Here is a 15,261-nt window from a genome sequence, read left to right on the forward strand (position 1 = left end):
ATTTCAATCGTTTAATTGCAGTCTGGCTTACGTAAACGTAAGAATTGACTCTTTCTCACGATTGATTTTAGCGCGTCCGGCATCGGATATGAAGCCTTTTAGAGCATTTCGGGTTCCAGCAGGGGGGGCACGCGTGAGAGAGGAAGATCGTTATCCCGGACAGCCATCAGTTCCCTGTCCTTATGAAGAGAAGGTCCAGCGGGAAGAAGATGCGAGCCCCTGCGGGTCAGGGGTGCGCGGCAGCTGAGGATGATGAAGCGCCGGCGCCGCGGCCCTGGGCATCCGCCACGGTCTGGAGCCAATCCTTGCTCTGCATTTCGATCAGGCGGGAGACCGTTCTGTCGAACTCGAAAGCTTCGGTACCATTCGGTGCGGAGTACAGACCGGTGGGAGGCGTTTCCGCGGACAGGATCAGCCGGGCGTGTTGATCGTAAAGCGTATCGACCAGCAGGATGAAGCGCTTTGCCTCATTGCGACGGGCAAGGTTCATGGCTGGAACGTGGTCTATGAAGATCGTGTCGAATTCTGCGGCAATCGCGAGATAATCGCGGGCGCCGAGCGGCTTTTCGCACAGATCGGCAAAGTCGAAGCGGGCGGCGCGACCGGCGGCGCGGGGTATCGTCACCTTGCGGCCCTTCACGGTCAGCAGCCGTTCGCTGACGGCCTCGCCATCGGCGATGGCGACCCAGGCTTCGTCCATCTGGCGTCCGGCGGCTTCGTCGTCGGGTGTCATGTAAACCGGGATGCTGTCGAGCTTCTGCATCCGGTAATCGGTGTCGATGTCGAGTTCGAGAATGCGCGTGTTCTGCTTCAGAATGGCGATGAACGGAAGAAAGAGGCCGCGGTTCAATCCATCGCGATACAGATTGTCGGGTGCCACATTCGAGGTTGCAATCAATACGACACCGCGCTCGAACAGAGCAGAGAAGAGACGCGAGAGGATCATCGCGTCGGCGATGTCGGTTACGGTGAATTCGTCGAAGCAGAGCACCCATGACTCGGCAGCAAGAGCTGTTGCCACGGGTGGGATGGGATCGCTTTCGGTGGTGCGGCCTGCCTTCAGCGCGTCGCGATGCCGGCCAATGCGGTCGTGCACATCGGCCATGAAGTCGTTGAAATGGGCGCGCCGCTTGTGCTCGACCGGGACCAGCTCGAAAAACAGGTCCATGAGCATGGTCTTGCCACGCCCCACGCCGCCCCAGACATAGAGGCCGCGCACGCTTTCCCGCGCCTTGTTGCGGCGGGCGAAAAGCCAGCCGAGCGCACTCGACTTGCGGGCAAGCCGCTTGTCGCAGATTTCGCCGACAAGCCGGTCCAGCGCGGTTGCGACCTGGAGCTGGGCCGCATCGCGCGCTATGGCCCCGGTCGTCACCAGATGCTCATAACGCTGCACAACGGAAGGATGGGTTACGAGGCCGTCGCGCAGCGTCATGTCGGACTTTCAATGGCCCTCTCGGCCGAAGCTTGGGTTTCTGTTGCCTGCCGGTGCCGGTCAGCGCGTCAGGGAGATGGGCTGGCCGCTTGTGGTCTGACCGTCGAAACGTTCGCCGCCAGAAGAATACAGGCGGGCCAGCACGCCGCCGTTGGCATCGTAGAATGCGAGCTGCTTGCCTTCGACATTCCAGGATTTCACACCGTCCATGGGGGCGGGACAGCGCAGGGGGCCTGCACGATAACCGGCGCCGAACTTGGTCTGCGGCGTTGCGACCCGGCAGGACTGGCCGGAAACATTGACGTTCCATACGCCGGCGACACTGCCGGTCGACACGTCTGGCGCATTGGCTGCCGCATTCGGGTCGAGTGCAGCTACCTGCGTGTCCTGCTGCGGGGCTTCAGGGAATTCCGAAGCATTGGTAGCGGCGGAGGGCGGCGGCAACTGGTTTGACGTTACGGTTCCGGATGGTGCAGCGGCAAGTGGCGCAGGAGCGCGGTTGCTGCCTGCCGGTGAAAACCGTTCGCTCGTGCAGCCTGCCAGAGCAAGCGCTGCGAGCGACACTGCCATTAATGCGGATTTGCTGTGCGGCATGAATTGTCTCCGTTACAGCGCCCTATGCACTGCCTGACCCTATCGTTCCAGGGAAAACGCCAATTGTGGCGTAGTTTTGCGATTATAACAGCCCAACCTTGGTTAAGAACCGGTTTCCCGATCGACAATGGGAAGGTGTTTCCATTCGGCAACAGTTATTTTCTGGAACCAGCGACGCATTGCAACGTTTGTCCTTGCGAAGCGGCATATGCCGCAAAGGAGGGCATTATGCTGAAATGGATTCTCATTCTTCTCATCGTTGCCGCCGTCGCCGGTCTTCTGGGCATGAACAGCCTGGCAGGCGCCGCCATGACGGGCGCCAAGCTGCTCATCGCCGTGGTGCTGATCCTGTTCCTGCTTGCGGTGCTTGGAATTGTCGTGATCGCCTAGATCGGTTCACCGTTTCATGGAAAGGCTTCTCCGCTCCAGGCTTCTCCGCTCCATCTCCTTGTTTGTGCGGACGTCAGGTGATCCCACCTGACTGCACAATGCTCTGGATGCGTTCGCGCCCGTCTTCGGAAGGTCGGACAAATCGGCCTGATCGCAAAAAGTGTATCGGCAGACGCGGCTACAAAAGGCCGATTGTCTGGTAATTTGATGCAGCATCAGCCATATAGGCGCCAGACCCTTTGGTATTGGATCCTACATGGCTGAGCTGGCTGCATTCGCGAAGATGAACGGCCTCGGCAACGAGATCATCGTTGCCGATATGCGCGGGCGCGCCGACCGGGTGACACCGGAAGCAGCGCGTGCACTCAATGCAAGTCCCGCCACGCGCTTCGACCAGATCATGGCGATCCACGACCCGCGTGTGCCGGGGACGGATAATTTCATCGAAATCATCAATTCCGACGGCAGCCAGGCGCAGGCTTGCGGCAATGGAACACGCTGTGTGGTCCAGGCGCTTTCGGCGGAGACCGGCAAGAAGGCCTTCACCTTCCAGACCGTGGCCGGCATTCTGAACGCGCAAGAGCATGAGAACGGCCTCATCTCCGTCGACATGGGGCGTCCGCGCTTCGGTTGGCAGGATATCCCGCTTGCCGAGGAATTTGCCGATACGCGCAAGATCGAATTGCAGGTCGGGCCCATCGACGATCCGGTGCTGCACTCGCCCTCGGTTGCCTCAATGGGCAACCCGCATGCGATTTTCTGGGTCGACCGGGATGTCTACAGCTACGATCTGGAACGTTTCGGACCGCTTCTGGAAAACCATCCAATCTTTCCCGAGCGCGCCAATATCTCGATTGCCGAGGTGACGGCGGACGATGCCTTGACGTTGCGCACCTGGGAGCGCGGCGCGGGGCTCACCCGTGCCTGTGGTTCGGCGGCCTGTGCCGCCGCCGTTTCTGCTGCCCGAACGGGGCGGACGGGGCGCCGCGTGACGGTCAGCGTGCCGGGCGGTCCGCTCGAAATCCTGTGGCGGGAAGACGATCACGTCATCATGACGGGACCTGCCGAATGGGAATTCGCGGGACATTTCAACCCTGCCACCGGCTCCTGGGAACGGGAGACCAGTGGACGCGATGGCGAGCACAAGACGGGGGGAGCCGCCTGACATGAAGGTGGATGTGCTCACCTTCGGTTGCCGGCTCAACGCCTATGAGTCCGAGGTCATTCGGCTCGAGGCCGAGAAGGCCGGTTTGAGCGCGCTCGAAGGCGGGGCCGTCGTGGTCAACACATGCGCCGTTACCGCTGAGGCCGTAAGGCAGGCGCGCCAGGCGATACGCAAGGCGCGGCGCGAAAATCCGGATGCCCGCATCATCGTGACCGGTTGCGCGGCCCAGACGGAGCCTGGAACCTTCGGTGAAATGAACGAGGTGGATCTGGTCCTTGGCAATGAGGAAAAGCTCTCCGCCCATAACTACCGCACCCTGCCCGATTTTGGCGTGAACCAGTTCGAGAAGGTGCGGGTCAACGACATCATGGAGGTGCGCGAAACCGCCTCCCATATGGTCGAATCCATCGAGGGACGCGCCCGCGCCTTCGTGCAGGTGCAAAATGGCTGCGATCATCGCTGCACCTTCTGCATCATTCCCTATGGAAGGGGCAATTCTCGGTCCGTTCCCATGGGGGCCGTGGTCGACCAGGTGCGCCAGCTCGTCGAGAGCGGTTATGGCGAGGTGGTGCTGACGGGGGTCGATCTCACGAGTTTCGGGACGGACCTGCCAGGCGGACCCCGTCTTGGCCGCCTTGTGCGCACGGTGTTGCGCGAGGTGCCCGAACTGCGGCGGTTGCGGTTGTCTTCCATCGATTCCATTGAGGCCGATGAGGATCTGATGCGCGCGCTGGCCGAGGAGGAGCGACTGATGCCGCATCTCCACCTCTCCCTGCAGCACGGCGACGACATGATCCTGAAACGCATGAAGCGCCGTCATCTGCGCGCCGATGCCATCGATTTTTGCGAGCGTGTGCGGGTGTTGCGCCCCGATGCGGTGTTCGGCGCCGATATCATTGCCGGTTTCCCCACCGAGACCGATGCGATGTTCGAGAACTCGCTGAAGATCGTCGAGGAGTGCGGGCTGACACATCTCCACGTATTTCCCTTCAGCCCGCGCGAAGGCACGCCGGCAGCGCGCATGCCCCAGGTGGGGCGCGCGGCGGTGAAAGAACGGGCCGGGCGGTTGCGCGCGACGGGCGATATGGCTTACCGGCGGCATCTGGCCGGCCTCGCGGGCACGCGCCAGCGTGTTTTGATCGAGGGTTCGGGGCTTGGCCGCACGGAAGGTTTCGCGCTGGCTCGCTTCGAGGGGGAGAGGCCGGGAGGTCTGGGAGACATTGTCGAGGTCCGCGTGACGGGCCATGACGGAAAGCGGCTCATCGCTGTGGCGATCGGGCAGGAAGCGGCGTAGCAGGCATGGCATTCGGATTTATCAAGAAGGTCTTTTCGTTCGGCAAGAAGCAGGTCGAGGAAAAAAGCGGGGATGAGACGGCCGAGACGCAAGCCGTAACCATCGCCACTGAAGATGCCGCAGATGCCGCCGCGCGACAGGCCGCCGAAAGTGCTGTGCCGGCAGCAGCCGAGCCCTTGACGCCTGAAGAACCTGCCCGCGAAATCGTTCCAGAGCCAGAGCCAGAGCCAGAGCCAGAGCCAGAGCCAGAGCCAGAGCCAGAGCCAGAGCCAGAGCCAGAGCCAGAGCCAGAGCCAGAGCCAGAGCCAGAGCCAGAGCCAGAGCCAGAGCCAGAGCCAGAGCCAGAGCCAGAGCCAGAGCCAGAGCCAGAGCCAGAGCCAGAGCCAGAGCCAGAGCCAGAGCCAGAGCCAGAGCCAGAGCCAGAGCCAGAGCCAGAGCCAGAGCCAGAGCCAGAGCCAGAGCCAGAGCCAGAGCCAGAGCCAGAGCCAGAGCCAGAGCCAGAGCCAGAGCCAGAGCCAGAGCCAGAGCCAGAGCCAGAGCCAGAGCCAGAGCCAGAGCCAGAGGCCGAACAAGCCGACGCGACACTCACACCCCTTTCTCCCCGCTCGCGGGGAGAAGGTGAGGACGGGGCCCCACGCGCGGCAAGCGATGCTGCCCCTGCGGCGAGTGACGCCGCGACGGCGGAGCCTGTGCCCGCGCCTGTCGAGTCCGCCGCTGATCCCTCTGCCGGCACCCTCTCACCGCAAGCGGGGAGAAGGGATGAAGCGGAGATGCCGGCTCCAGAGCCGGAGACGGTCGAAGAACCACCCGCACCTTCCGCGCCCGGCAAGGTCACCGTTTCCAAGGCCGTGGAGCGCGAGCACGAGGTTGTTCCGGAGCCGGTGGTGGCAGAGCCCAAAAAGCCCTGGTTCCAGCGGTTGCGTGAGGGGTTGTCGCGGTCCTCGCGGGAACTGCGCGATTCCATTGCCGGCATCTTCACAAAGCGGAAGCTGGACGAAGACACGCTTCAGGATCTCGAAGACGTGCTCCTGCGTGCCGACCTTGGCCTGGAAACCGCAATGCGCGTTACCGATGCGCTGGCTTCGGGCCGCTACGGCAAGGATATTTCCGGCGATGAAGTGCAGGCGGTGATGGCCGAGGAGATCGAGAAGGTTCTGGCGCCGGTCGCCAAGCCCCTCGAGCTCGACCTGTCGCACAAGCCGCATGTGATCCTCGTCGTCGGCGTCAACGGGACGGGCAAGACCACGACCATCGGCAAGCTCGCCGCCAAGCTGACAGAGGGCGGGCTTTCGGTGACGCTTGGTGCGGGGGATACGTTCCGTGCGGCGGCGATCGAGCAGTTGAAGATCTGGGGCGAGCGCACTGGCTCGCCGGTGGTCTCCTCCAAGCTCGGCGCGGATGCGGCGGGGCTCGCCTACGATGCCTATGAGAAGGCGAAGGAGGCGGGATCGGATGTGGTGATCATCGATACGGCAGGCCGCCTTCAGAACAAGGCGGAGCTGATGGCCGAACTCGAGAAGATCGTTCGCGTGCTCGGCAAGCAGGATCCCGAAGCGCCGCACACAGTGTTGCAGACGGTCGATGCCACCACCGGCCAGAATGCGCTCAACCAGGTGGAAATCTTCCGCAACGTGGCGGGCGTCAACGGGCTGGTGATGACGAAGCTCGATGGAACGGCGCGTGGCGGCATCCTCGTGGCGATTGCCGCCAAGCACAAATTGCCGGTCTATTTCATTGGCGTTGGTGAAGGGGTGGACGACCTGGAGCCCTTCTCCGCTGGCGACTTCGCCAAGGCAATCGCGGGGTTGGCCTGAGCGAATGGGCGTCCCTTTCACTGAATCCAAGGAGTTTCGCCCATGAGCGATCTATTCGAGCGCGATCCCTCGGATCCGAAGCGCAAGGAGCTGAACCCGCTGTTGAAGCTGGCCCTTGAGCTTGGCCCGCTTCTGGTCTTCTTCTTCGTCAACGCGCGAGGAGATTGGCTGGCGGAGCGTTTTCCGGCCCTGACGATGCTCGGTGGGCCGATCTTTATGGCCACCGGCCTGTTCATGGTGGCAACCGTCGTGGCGCTGGTCGCCTCCTGGTTTCTCACCCGCAGTCTGCCGATTATGCCGCTGGTATCGGGCGTGGTGGTGCTCGTCTTCGGCGCGCTGACGCTTTATCTGCACAACGAGACTTTCATCAAGATGAAGCCGACCATCGTCAACATGCTGTTCGGCGGGGTGCTGCTCGGCGGGCTGGTCTTCGGCAAGTCGCTGCTTGGCTATGTCTTCGATTCCGCGTTCAAGCTCGATGCGGAAGGATGGCGTAAGCTCACGCTGCGCTGGGGGCTGTTTTTCCTGTTTCTCGCCGTGGTCAACGAGGTGGTGTGGCGGATGTTCTCCACTGACACCTGGGTCGCCTTCAAGGTGTGGGGCATCATGCCCATCACCATTCTTTTCACGATGAGCCAGATGCCGCTGATCATGCGGCACTCGCTGGAGGAAAAGGAAGGTGGAGCGCGCAAATAAGCGCTCCGTATTGCCGGTTTTGTATGCGTTCTCAGCTTGCCTGGCTCTGCCTGCGGGCTGCGGCCACAGCGTCTTTCAATGCTCCGTAGAAGCGAAGATGGGGAGGCCGCAGGCCGTGGGTGCGCAGGAGTTTGCGAATCTGCGGATTGGCGCCGACGAGGTAGACGCTCGCTTCCGCCTGACGCGCCTTGCGCGCAAAGCCTTCGATGGTGGCGGCGGCGGTGGAATCCAGCATCAGTACGGATGAAATGTCGATGACATAGGCGCGCGGCTTGCCGCCGATCCGGTCGAGGGCTGCGCCGACCGCTGCGGCAGCGCCGAAGAAGAACGCGCCTGAAATCCGGTAGACCACGACGGTATCGTCGGTTGCGATGTCTGGCGCATAAGGCTCCTCTCCATTGTCGGGTCGGTCGGTGATCGAGGCGATGCCGTGTTCGACGCGCACCGCCTCCGACATGCGATGCAGGAAGAGCAGAGCGCCGAGGCCGAAGCCGACGAGAATGCCTTCGGTCAGATCGCGGAAGACGACCAGCAGGAATGTGATCAGAAGCACCACTGCATCGCCTCTCGAAGAGCGCAGAAGGGCAGCGAACTGATGCTTCTCGGCCATGTTCCAGGCGACTACCGCCAGAATGCCGGCAAGGGCAGCGAGCGGGATGAAGCGCGCCAGCGGTGCGGCAACCAGCATGAAAGCCAGCAGGAACAGCGAATGCAGCATGCCGGAGACCGGGCCGCGCGCGCCGGCGCGGACATTGGCTGCCGTGCGGGCGATGGTGCCGGTCACGCAGATGCCCCCGAACAGCGCCGAACCGATATTGGCGACGCCCTGAGCGACAAGTTCGCAATTGGACCGGTGGCGGCGTCCTGTCATGGAATCGGCGACGACGGCTGAAAGCAGGCTTTCTATACCACCAAGGAGCGTGAAGGAGAGCGCCGCCGGAAGGACAGCGATGATCTTGTCGAGGGAAAGGTCCGGCAGATGCGGAGCGGGAAGCATTTGCGGGATGCCGCCGAAGCGCGTGCCGATGGTTTCCACCGGCAGGTCAAACAGCCAGGCGGCAAGGGTTGCGCAGATCACCGCGATCAGGAAGCCCGGCCAACCTGGCCGAATGCGGCGCAGGCCGACGATGATGGCGATGGAACCGGCGGCTACCAGAAGGGCTGCGAGGTTGAAGCTGGGGGCAGCCTCGGCGAGCGCCTTGAGCTTGGGGATGAACGGGCCGGGTTCACCGCCCGCGAGTGTCAGCCCGAACAGGTCCTTCAGCTGGCTTGCCAGAATGATGACGGCAATGCCCGAGGTGAAGCCGACGGTCACGGGGTAGGGCACATATTTGATGAAAGTGCCAAGCCGAAGAAAGCCCACCGCGAGCAGAAAGAAGCCCGAAAGGAAGGTGGCGAGCAACAGGCCTTCGACACCATGCACCTGCACCGTGGCAAAGACCAGGACGATGAAGGCACCCGCCGGCCCGCCGATCTGGAACCGGCTGCCGCCAAGCAGGGAAACGAGAAAACCGCCGACAATGGCGGTATAGAGCCCGCGTTCGGGCGGGACGCCGGAAGCGATCGCGATGGCCATGGAAAGCGGCAGCGCGATGATCGCCACCGTCAGGCCTGAAATCAGGTCGGCCTTGAAGGCATCGAAGCCGTACCCCTCGCGGAGCACGGTGACGAGTTTCGGGGTGAAAAGCGCGCTGAAGGCGGAATTCTGTTTTGTGCGGGCGGACATCGCCACTTTCCTCATGCCGTCGGCAGCGGGGCCGTCGGCATCAGGCTGGCGGTCGCCGTTGCATGTTCAGACGGATCTGGGTTTCAGAGCGGCCGCTTCCCTGAAGCGTACGCCACGGCCCGTGCCGATGCTCGGCGCATTGTCGCCGATGAGCTCGATGCCGGCTTCGCCCAGCGCCTCGACCACCTTGGAAAGCGTGTCCACCACGCCGCGCACATTGCCCTCGCTCGCCTCCATGCGCTGGATGGTGGGGAGCGATACCCCGGCGAGTTCAGCCAGTTGCTTCTGGTCAATCCCCAGAAGGGCGCGGGCGGCGCGCATTTGTGCTGCGGTGATCATTGGCGCTCCGTCAGAATGTCCATATACAATAACTCATTATTGATGTCTAGAACATCATTGATGAGGTTTTGGATATGATTCATGGGAGCTTTCGGAGCAGCGTTTGTCATACACCGAGCCATCCGATCACGCCGCCCATGATGAGCGCGACGCCCAGCCAGTGGCCAGCGTCGATCAATGTCAGCGTCCAGCCGAAGCCCTGATAGCGCTGGTTCGTGGCGATGGTGGTCGCGATGAACCCGAACCAGATGAATGCGCCGGAAATGATGCCGTTGAGCGGAGTGACCTGACCCACGCCAAGATGGCCGATCACGCCTGCCAGAACCCATGCCATGATGAGTTCGGCAATAAAGCCGGTAATGAAGGGGGTGAGCGGGGTTTTGCCCTGCTGCGGTTCTATGCGGGCGGCGTTCATCCACGGCTTGCCGAATAGGCCGTAGTAGAGCGCGCCGAAGAGAAAGGCGGCGACGGCTGCGAGAGGAATCGCAACATAGTTGAGGCCGGCGAAATCCATGGTTTTTCTCCAGGTGAGGGCGCGCGGATTGAATCGCGGCGCGCGGTGCAGGTCAAGAAAATTGCCAGACGGTGGTGCGTTTGATCTCGGCATCTTCCAATGCGCGGGTGACCGGCACTGAATAGACCGCGCATTCGCGAAGCCGTGTTTTCGGCAGATAGCTGCGACCGGGGTCGCCAACGAGGATGAGCGTTCCGTTGGCGGCAAGCACCTCAAACCAAGGAACAAGCGCCCCGGTCATCTCACGGTCGTAGAAAACATCCCCCGCCAGCACGACGTCCCATTCGCCGGTTTGCCCGACAAGGTTCTTGTCCGTGACATCGAACGTCACCGCGTTGGCCGCCATGTTGAGCCGGCAGGCGGGTTCTGCGAAAGGGTCTATGTCTGCGGCGAGAATGCTTCCGGCACCTGCCTTGGCAGCCGCGATCGCGACGAGGCCCGAGCCGCTTGCAAAATCGAGAACGGCTTTGCCGCTCACGGTCTCCGGATGGTCCAGAATATAACGGGCAAGCCCCTGTCCGCCGGCCCAGGCGAAGGCCCAGAACGGCGGCGGCAAGCCAATGCCGGCCAGCTCCTCCTCGGTGCGATGCCACAGATCGTGCGCCTCGTCGGCGAGGTGGAGCACGATCTCGGGAACATGAGGCGGATGCGAAAGCGCGGTGTTGGCGCGGATGAAACCTTCCGCGCCGTCGGCTGTGAGGCGCTTCACGGGGCCTTTCACGGGGCTTTGTCGAGCCCGCCCATGCGGCAGATTTCCAGCCATTCCGCCTTGCTGACGGGCTGGACGGAAAGGCGCGAATTGTTGACCAGGATCATCTCCTCAAGCTTGGGATTGGCTTTGATGTCGGCCAGCGTCACGGCTTTCGGCATGTCCTTCACGGCCCGGATGTCCACGCATTCCCAGCGCGGATCGTCGGTGGTGGAATCGGGGTGGGCGAGCCCGCAGACCTCGACGATGCCGACCACGCTCGTCTCCTTCACCGAATGGTAGAAGAAGCCGAGATCGCCGACTTTCATCGCGCGCATGTTGTTGCGTGCCTGATAGTTGCGCACGCCGTCCCATTCCTGGCCCTTGTCGCCCTTCTTCTTCTGCATCTCCCATGACCAGCTGGAAGGTTCGGACTTGAACAACCAATAGGCCATCATGCGTTCTCCGGATTGTTGAAGACCCAGTTCCAAGGCTGAATTTCGACGGATTCGAAAAGGCCGGCAAGGGCGTAAGGGTCGCCCGCCGCGATCAATTCGGCACCGGCCTTGTCGGTCGCTTCCACCGCCACCAGGCTGCCGCAGGGCTTGCCGGCGTCATCGAGGAAGGGGCCGGCGAATTTGAGCGTTCCGGCCGCGTTGAGGCCGTTCAGGTAGTCCACATGGGCCGGGCGCGTATTCATACGGGTGTCCAGATGGCCCGGCTTGTCCTTGCAGATGATGGCGAAAATCATGGCTCTCCCTTTTCGCAGTCTCAGTTTTCGCTTTTCAACGGCCGTGCAAGCAGGGCCTGCATAGCCTTTTCCACGGTGATGCGGCCGGCCAGAAGCTCGGTGACGCTTTCGATGATCGGAGCTTCCAACCCGCGTTCGCGCACTATGCGCGCGGCGATGCCGGCCGTGTGTGCGCCTTCGGCGAGCGGCCGGCCATCGAGGCTTTCGCCGCGCCCCAGCGCCACGCCATAGGCGAAGTTGCGCGATTGCTCGGAGCCGCAAGTAAGAATGAGATCGCCAAGGCCCGAAAGGCCCATCAGGGTTTCAGGCCGTGCGCCGAAGGCAGCGCCGACCCGTCGCAGTTCCACGAAGCCGCGGGTGATGAGGGCGGCACCGGCGCTGGCGCCCAGCCCTGCGCCGCTTGTAGCACCGGCTGCGATGGCGAGCACGTTCTTCAGAGCCCCGCCGATCTCCACGCCCCTCAGGTCGTCGGTCGAGTAGCAGCGCAGGTGGGGCGCCGACAGGCGTTCGGCAAGCCTTGCGGCCAGTTCCACATCTTCCGCCGCCACGGTGACGGCGGTGGGTAGGCCGCGCGCGAGATCGGCGGCGAAGCTCGGGCCGGAGAGTGCGGCTACCGGATTTCCGGGGAGGATTTCCGCAGCGATTTCCGACATGAGGCGACCGGTCTCGCGTTCGATGCCCTTGGCGCACAGAACGACGGGTACACTTTTCAGAATATGCGGCTTTGCCGCTTTCAGAACGGCCCGTAAGCTCTGGGCGGGCGTGACGGCCAGAATGCAGTCAGCATCCTGAAGCGCTTCCTCCATACTGGTGGTTGCGGCCAGCCGGGGGGCGAGTTCGATGCCAGGCAGATAGCGGCTGTTGCGCCGGTCGGTGTTGATCTCATCGACCAGTGCCGGATCGCGGGCCCAGAGCCTTGCCGTATGGCCTGCTGAAAGCATGGTCGCGCCAAGGGCCGTGCCCCAGGCGCCGGCTCCGAGCACGCTTATCGTCCAGGAAGGAGTGCGGGAAGAGGTCATGCCTTGGCTCCTCTCTTGCCCGCGCCGAAGAGCGGAGCGGAACTTGAATCGAGCGGCCAGCGTGGGCGAGGGGCGAAGGAAAGAGCATCGTCTTCCGCCAGACCGGCCTTGAGCCGCTCCATGCCGGCCCATGCGATCATTGCAGCGTTGTCGCCGCACAGTTTGATCGGTGGAGCGACGAGGCGGAAGCCATGCTCGCGGCAAAGCTCCTCCAGTGCGGCGCGGATCGCCTGGTTTGCGGCGACGCCGCCGGCCACGACAAGCGCGGGAGTGTCAAGGTCCGGATGTTCGGAGCGAAACCGTTCGAGGCTTCGCACCACGCGGTCGGACAGGGTTTCGGTCACGGCGCGCTGGAAAGATGCGCAAATGTCTGCGACGTCCTGATCCGAAAGAGGGCTGAGCTCGGTTGCGGCGCGGCGCACGGCGGTTTTCAGGCCGGAGAAGGAAAAATCAGGTCGTGCCTCGCCCTTGAGCGGCCGGGGAAAACTGAAACGGCGCGGATTTCCGGTCGAAGCCGCTTTCTCGACGCTCGGGCCGCCGGGATAGGGCAGGCCGAGCAGCTTTGCGGTCTTGTCGAAAGCTTCGCCTAGCGCGTCGTCTATCGTTGAAGCCCAACGCGCGTAGCGGTCTACGCCCGCTACATGGACGATCTGTGTGTGACCGCCGGAAACCAGAAGCAGGAGATAGGGAAATTCCAGCCCGTCCGTCAGCCGTGCAGTCAGTGCATGGCCTTCCAGATGGTTGATCGGGATGAGCGGTTTGCCGGCGGCGGCGGCGAGCGCTTTTGCGGTGGTCAGTCCGACGATCAGCCCGCCGATCAGGCCCGGCCCCGCCGTGGCAGCCACTGCGTCGACGGTATCGAGTGTCACGCCCGCTTCCGCAAGGGCGGCTTCGATCACGCCATCGAGGGCTTCCACATGGGCGCGCGCGGCGATTTCAGGCACCACGCCACCGAAAGCCGCGTGTTCCTCGATCTGGCTCAGAACGACATTCGACAGAATCTTGGCCGCGTCGCCTGCGTCCTCGATCACCGCAGCCGCCGTCTCGTCGCAACTCGTCTCGATGCCAAGGATGCGCGTCATTCAGCCTTACCCACTCATGTTGCCGTCGCGACCAATCCCCGTTAGGGGAGAGGAGCATCCGGTTCGGATGCGGGTTAGCACGGACGAGACGGCATGCAAACGGATATGGTGAAGATCGGGACGCGCGGCAGCGCGCTGGCCATGGCTCAGGCGGCGGAAGTGCGCGCCAGGCTGATGGCCGCCCACGGCCTGCCGGAGGAGAAGTTCGAGATCGTCGTCATCTCCACTGCCGGCGACCGCATCCTCGACCGGCCTTTGGCGCAAGTGGGCGGTAAAGGCCTCTTTACCAAGGAGATCGAGGAGGCGCTGCTCGACGGGCGTATCGATCTGGCGGTGCATTCCTCAAAGGACATGCCGACCGTTCTGCCGGACGGGCTGGAAATCTCCGCGTTCCTCGAGCGCGAGGATGTGCGCGATGTGTTTATCGGGCGCAGCGTGGCAAGTCTCGAACATCTTGCCCATGGCGCCAAGCTTGGCACCTCCTCGCTGCGCCGGCAGGCGCTGGTGCTGCGATTGAGGCCGGACCTGGAGGTCGGCATGTTCCGCGGCAATGTCCAGACCCGATTGCGCAAGCTTGAGGAAGGGGTTGCGGAGGGCACGCTGCTTGCCCTTGCCGGCCTCAAGCGGCTCGGAATGGAGCACGTGGCGAGTGAGGTGATGGATCCCGCCCGTTTCCCCCCGGCCCTGGGGCAGGGGGCGATCTGTATCGAAAGCCGCATCGGGGATGCCCGCATCGGGCCGATGGTCGCCGCGATCCACCACGCGCCGACCGGGGCTGAGCTTGCCTGTGAGCGTGCCTTTCTCGGCACGCTCGATGGCTCGTGCCGCACTCCTATTGCCGGGCTTGCCCGGGTGGAGGGGGATGCTCTGCGTTTCCATGGCATGGTTCTGACGCCGGACGGCCGCGAAGTGCATGAGATTTCCGACGAAGGAAAGGCAATCGATGCCGCGCGCATCGGTGCTTCGCTGGGCGCCGCGATCCGGGAGAAGGCTGGAACACGCTTCTTCGAGAGCTGGACGTGACCCATGCGGGTGCTCGTCACGCGGCCTGAACCGGGCGCTGCCGAAACGAAGGCACGGCTGATCGAGCGCGGTTTCGAGCCCTTGATTTTGCCGCTGACGAAAACCGTGCCGTTGCAGCCCGACATCGCGAAGACGTTGGTGGATGTTGTTGCCGTCACGAGCCCCAACGCCATCCGTCATGCTCCTGGCTCCATCCTCGATGCGCTGAAGGACAAGCCGGTTTATGCCGTGGGCATAAGAACGGGGCGCGAGGCGCGGTCTGCCGGTCTTGATGTGGTGAACGAGGATGCGGGCGATGCGGAAGGTCTCACCCGGCGGATCGATGCCGATTTTGCAGCGCCATGCCATGTCACCGTGCTGTGCGGGCGGGTTCGCCGTGACGTGCTTGAGATGCGCTTGAAGGCAGCGGGACATCTCCCCCGGCTGATCGAGATTTACGACACGCTGCCGCTGGAACCTTCTGCTATGGAAATCGAGAAGGTTCTGGGTGAAGCGCCCGTCGATGCGGTGCTGCTTCACTCGGCGAATGGTGCAGTGCAATTCTGCCGGCTGATGCGGGACCCTTTCACCCGAACGAAACTTTTGGGTGCGACATTTTATTGCCTGTCGCAGCGCATCGCCGATGCCTTGCAGCCAATCGCGCCGAAAAGAACCGAAATTGCGGCTTCTCCGAGTGAAGAGAGCCTTCTTTCGCTGCTTGCGCCGAAAGGCTGAGAGCGCCAGCCCCTGTTTTC

At 63.0% G+C, this 15,261-nt stretch carries 17 protein-coding genes; 7 read left to right on the forward strand and 10 right to left on the reverse strand.

Features of this window, described 5'->3' with window-relative positions; genetic code table 11:
* Positions 1–226: 226 nt before the first annotated feature.
* Both zapE and NA8A_RS13435 read right to left on the reverse strand, forming a co-directional pair.
* On the reverse strand, positions 227–1,432 hold the full coding sequence (gene zapE / locus NA8A_RS13430; RefSeq protein ID WP_009450856.1) for a cell division protein ZapE: 1,206 nt from the start codon (positions 1,430–1,432) through the stop codon (positions 227–229).
* 60 nt (positions 1,433–1,492) lie between these two features.
* A complete protein-coding gene (locus NA8A_RS13435) occupies positions 1,493–2,026 on the reverse strand; it encodes a protease inhibitor Inh/omp19 family protein (protein ID WP_040672570.1) in 534 nt (177 codons plus the stop codon).
* Positions 2,027–2,254: 228 nt separating this feature from the next.
* Between NA8A_RS13435 and NA8A_RS24700 the strand changes: the two genes are divergently transcribed.
* The 5 genes from NA8A_RS24700 to NA8A_RS13460 all read left to right on the forward strand — a co-directional run bounded on the left by NA8A_RS24700 (position 2,255) and on the right by NA8A_RS13460 (position 7,385).
* A complete protein-coding gene (locus tag NA8A_RS24700) occupies positions 2,255–2,416 on the forward strand; it encodes a DUF1328 family protein (protein ID WP_009450858.1) in 162 nt (53 codons plus the stop codon).
* A gap of 256 nt (positions 2,417–2,672) precedes the next feature.
* The gene (gene dapF, locus NA8A_RS13445; RefSeq protein WP_009450859.1) at positions 2,673–3,581 is read left to right on the forward strand and encodes a diaminopimelate epimerase; all 909 of its coding nucleotides are present in this window, start codon (positions 2,673–2,675) and stop codon (positions 3,579–3,581) included.
* Between the two features lies 1 nt (position 3,582).
* Positions 3,583–4,875 (forward strand): tRNA (N(6)-L-threonylcarbamoyladenosine(37)-C(2))-methylthiotransferase MtaB, encoded by a 1,293-nt coding sequence (gene mtaB, locus NA8A_RS13450; RefSeq protein WP_009450860.1) that lies wholly within the window; start codon positions 3,583–3,585, stop codon positions 4,873–4,875.
* A 5-nt stretch (positions 4,876–4,880) separates the two neighbouring features.
* A complete protein-coding gene (gene ftsY, locus NA8A_RS24705; RefSeq protein WP_040672572.1) occupies positions 4,881–6,689 on the forward strand; it encodes a signal recognition particle-docking protein FtsY in 1,809 nt (602 codons plus the stop codon).
* Positions 6,690–6,731: 42 nt separating this feature from the next.
* A complete protein-coding gene (locus tag NA8A_RS13460; protein WP_009450863.1) occupies positions 6,732–7,385 on the forward strand; it encodes a septation protein A in 654 nt (217 codons plus the stop codon).
* 31 nt (positions 7,386–7,416) lie between these two features.
* Here NA8A_RS13460 and NA8A_RS13465 read toward each other — a convergent pair whose 3' ends face one another.
* The 8 genes from NA8A_RS13465 to tsaD form a co-directional block, all read right to left on the reverse strand.
* The gene (locus NA8A_RS13465; protein WP_009450864.1) at positions 7,417–9,111 is read right to left on the reverse strand and encodes a SulP family inorganic anion transporter; all 1,695 of its coding nucleotides are present in this window, start codon (positions 9,109–9,111) and stop codon (positions 7,417–7,419) included.
* A gap of 66 nt (positions 9,112–9,177) precedes the next feature.
* Positions 9,178–9,450, reverse strand: coding sequence for a helix-turn-helix domain-containing protein (locus NA8A_RS13470; protein WP_009450865.1), 273 nt, complete (start codon positions 9,448–9,450; stop codon positions 9,178–9,180).
* A 106-nt stretch (positions 9,451–9,556) separates the two neighbouring features.
* Positions 9,557–9,964, reverse strand: a complete 408-nt coding sequence (locus tag NA8A_RS13475; RefSeq protein ID WP_009450866.1) for a DUF1761 domain-containing protein — start codon at positions 9,962–9,964, stop codon at positions 9,557–9,559.
* Between the two features lie 52 nt (positions 9,965–10,016).
* Positions 10,017–10,727 carry a class I SAM-dependent methyltransferase gene (locus tag NA8A_RS13480; RefSeq protein WP_081581949.1) on the reverse strand — a complete coding sequence of 237 codons (711 nt, stop codon included), beginning with the start codon at positions 10,725–10,727 and terminating at the stop codon, positions 10,017–10,019.
* Entirely contained in the window at positions 10,682–11,107 is a 426-nt protein-coding gene (locus NA8A_RS13485) for an EVE domain-containing protein (RefSeq protein WP_009450868.1), read from the reverse strand. Before NA8A_RS13485 ends, NA8A_RS13480 begins: the two co-directional genes overlap by 46 nt.
* Complete coding sequence (locus NA8A_RS13490; protein ID WP_009450869.1) at positions 11,107–11,403, reverse strand: YciI-like protein; 297 nt, start codon at positions 11,401–11,403, stop codon at positions 11,107–11,109. Before NA8A_RS13490 ends, NA8A_RS13485 begins: the two co-directional genes overlap by 1 nt.
* Before the next feature lie 20 nt (positions 11,404–11,423).
* Complete coding sequence (locus NA8A_RS13495) at positions 11,424–12,422, reverse strand: NAD(P)H-dependent glycerol-3-phosphate dehydrogenase (protein ID WP_009450870.1); 999 nt, start codon at positions 12,420–12,422, stop codon at positions 11,424–11,426.
* The gene (gene tsaD / locus NA8A_RS13500) at positions 12,419–13,504 is read right to left on the reverse strand and encodes a tRNA (adenosine(37)-N6)-threonylcarbamoyltransferase complex transferase subunit TsaD (protein WP_009450871.1); all 1,086 of its coding nucleotides are present in this window, start codon (positions 13,502–13,504) and stop codon (positions 12,419–12,421) included. The genes NA8A_RS13495 and tsaD overlap by 4 nt, the downstream gene beginning before the upstream one ends.
* Positions 13,505–13,597: 93 nt before the next feature.
* Between tsaD and hemC the strand changes: the two genes are divergently transcribed.
* Positions 13,598–14,527, forward strand: coding sequence for a hydroxymethylbilane synthase (hemC, locus tag NA8A_RS13505; RefSeq protein WP_009450872.1), 930 nt, complete (start codon positions 13,598–13,600; stop codon positions 14,525–14,527).
* Positions 14,528–14,530: 3 nt separating this feature from the next.
* Positions 14,531–15,241 carry a uroporphyrinogen-III synthase gene (locus NA8A_RS13510; RefSeq protein ID WP_009450873.1) on the forward strand — a complete coding sequence of 237 codons (711 nt, stop codon included), beginning with the start codon at positions 14,531–14,533 and terminating at the stop codon, positions 15,239–15,241.
* The last annotated feature ends 20 nt before the right edge of the window (positions 15,242–15,261 follow it).

This window comes from Nitratireductor indicus C115 (assembly GCF_000300515.1).
GTDB classification, from domain to species: Bacteria; Pseudomonadota; Alphaproteobacteria; order Rhizobiales; family Rhizobiaceae; genus Nitratireductor; species Nitratireductor indicus.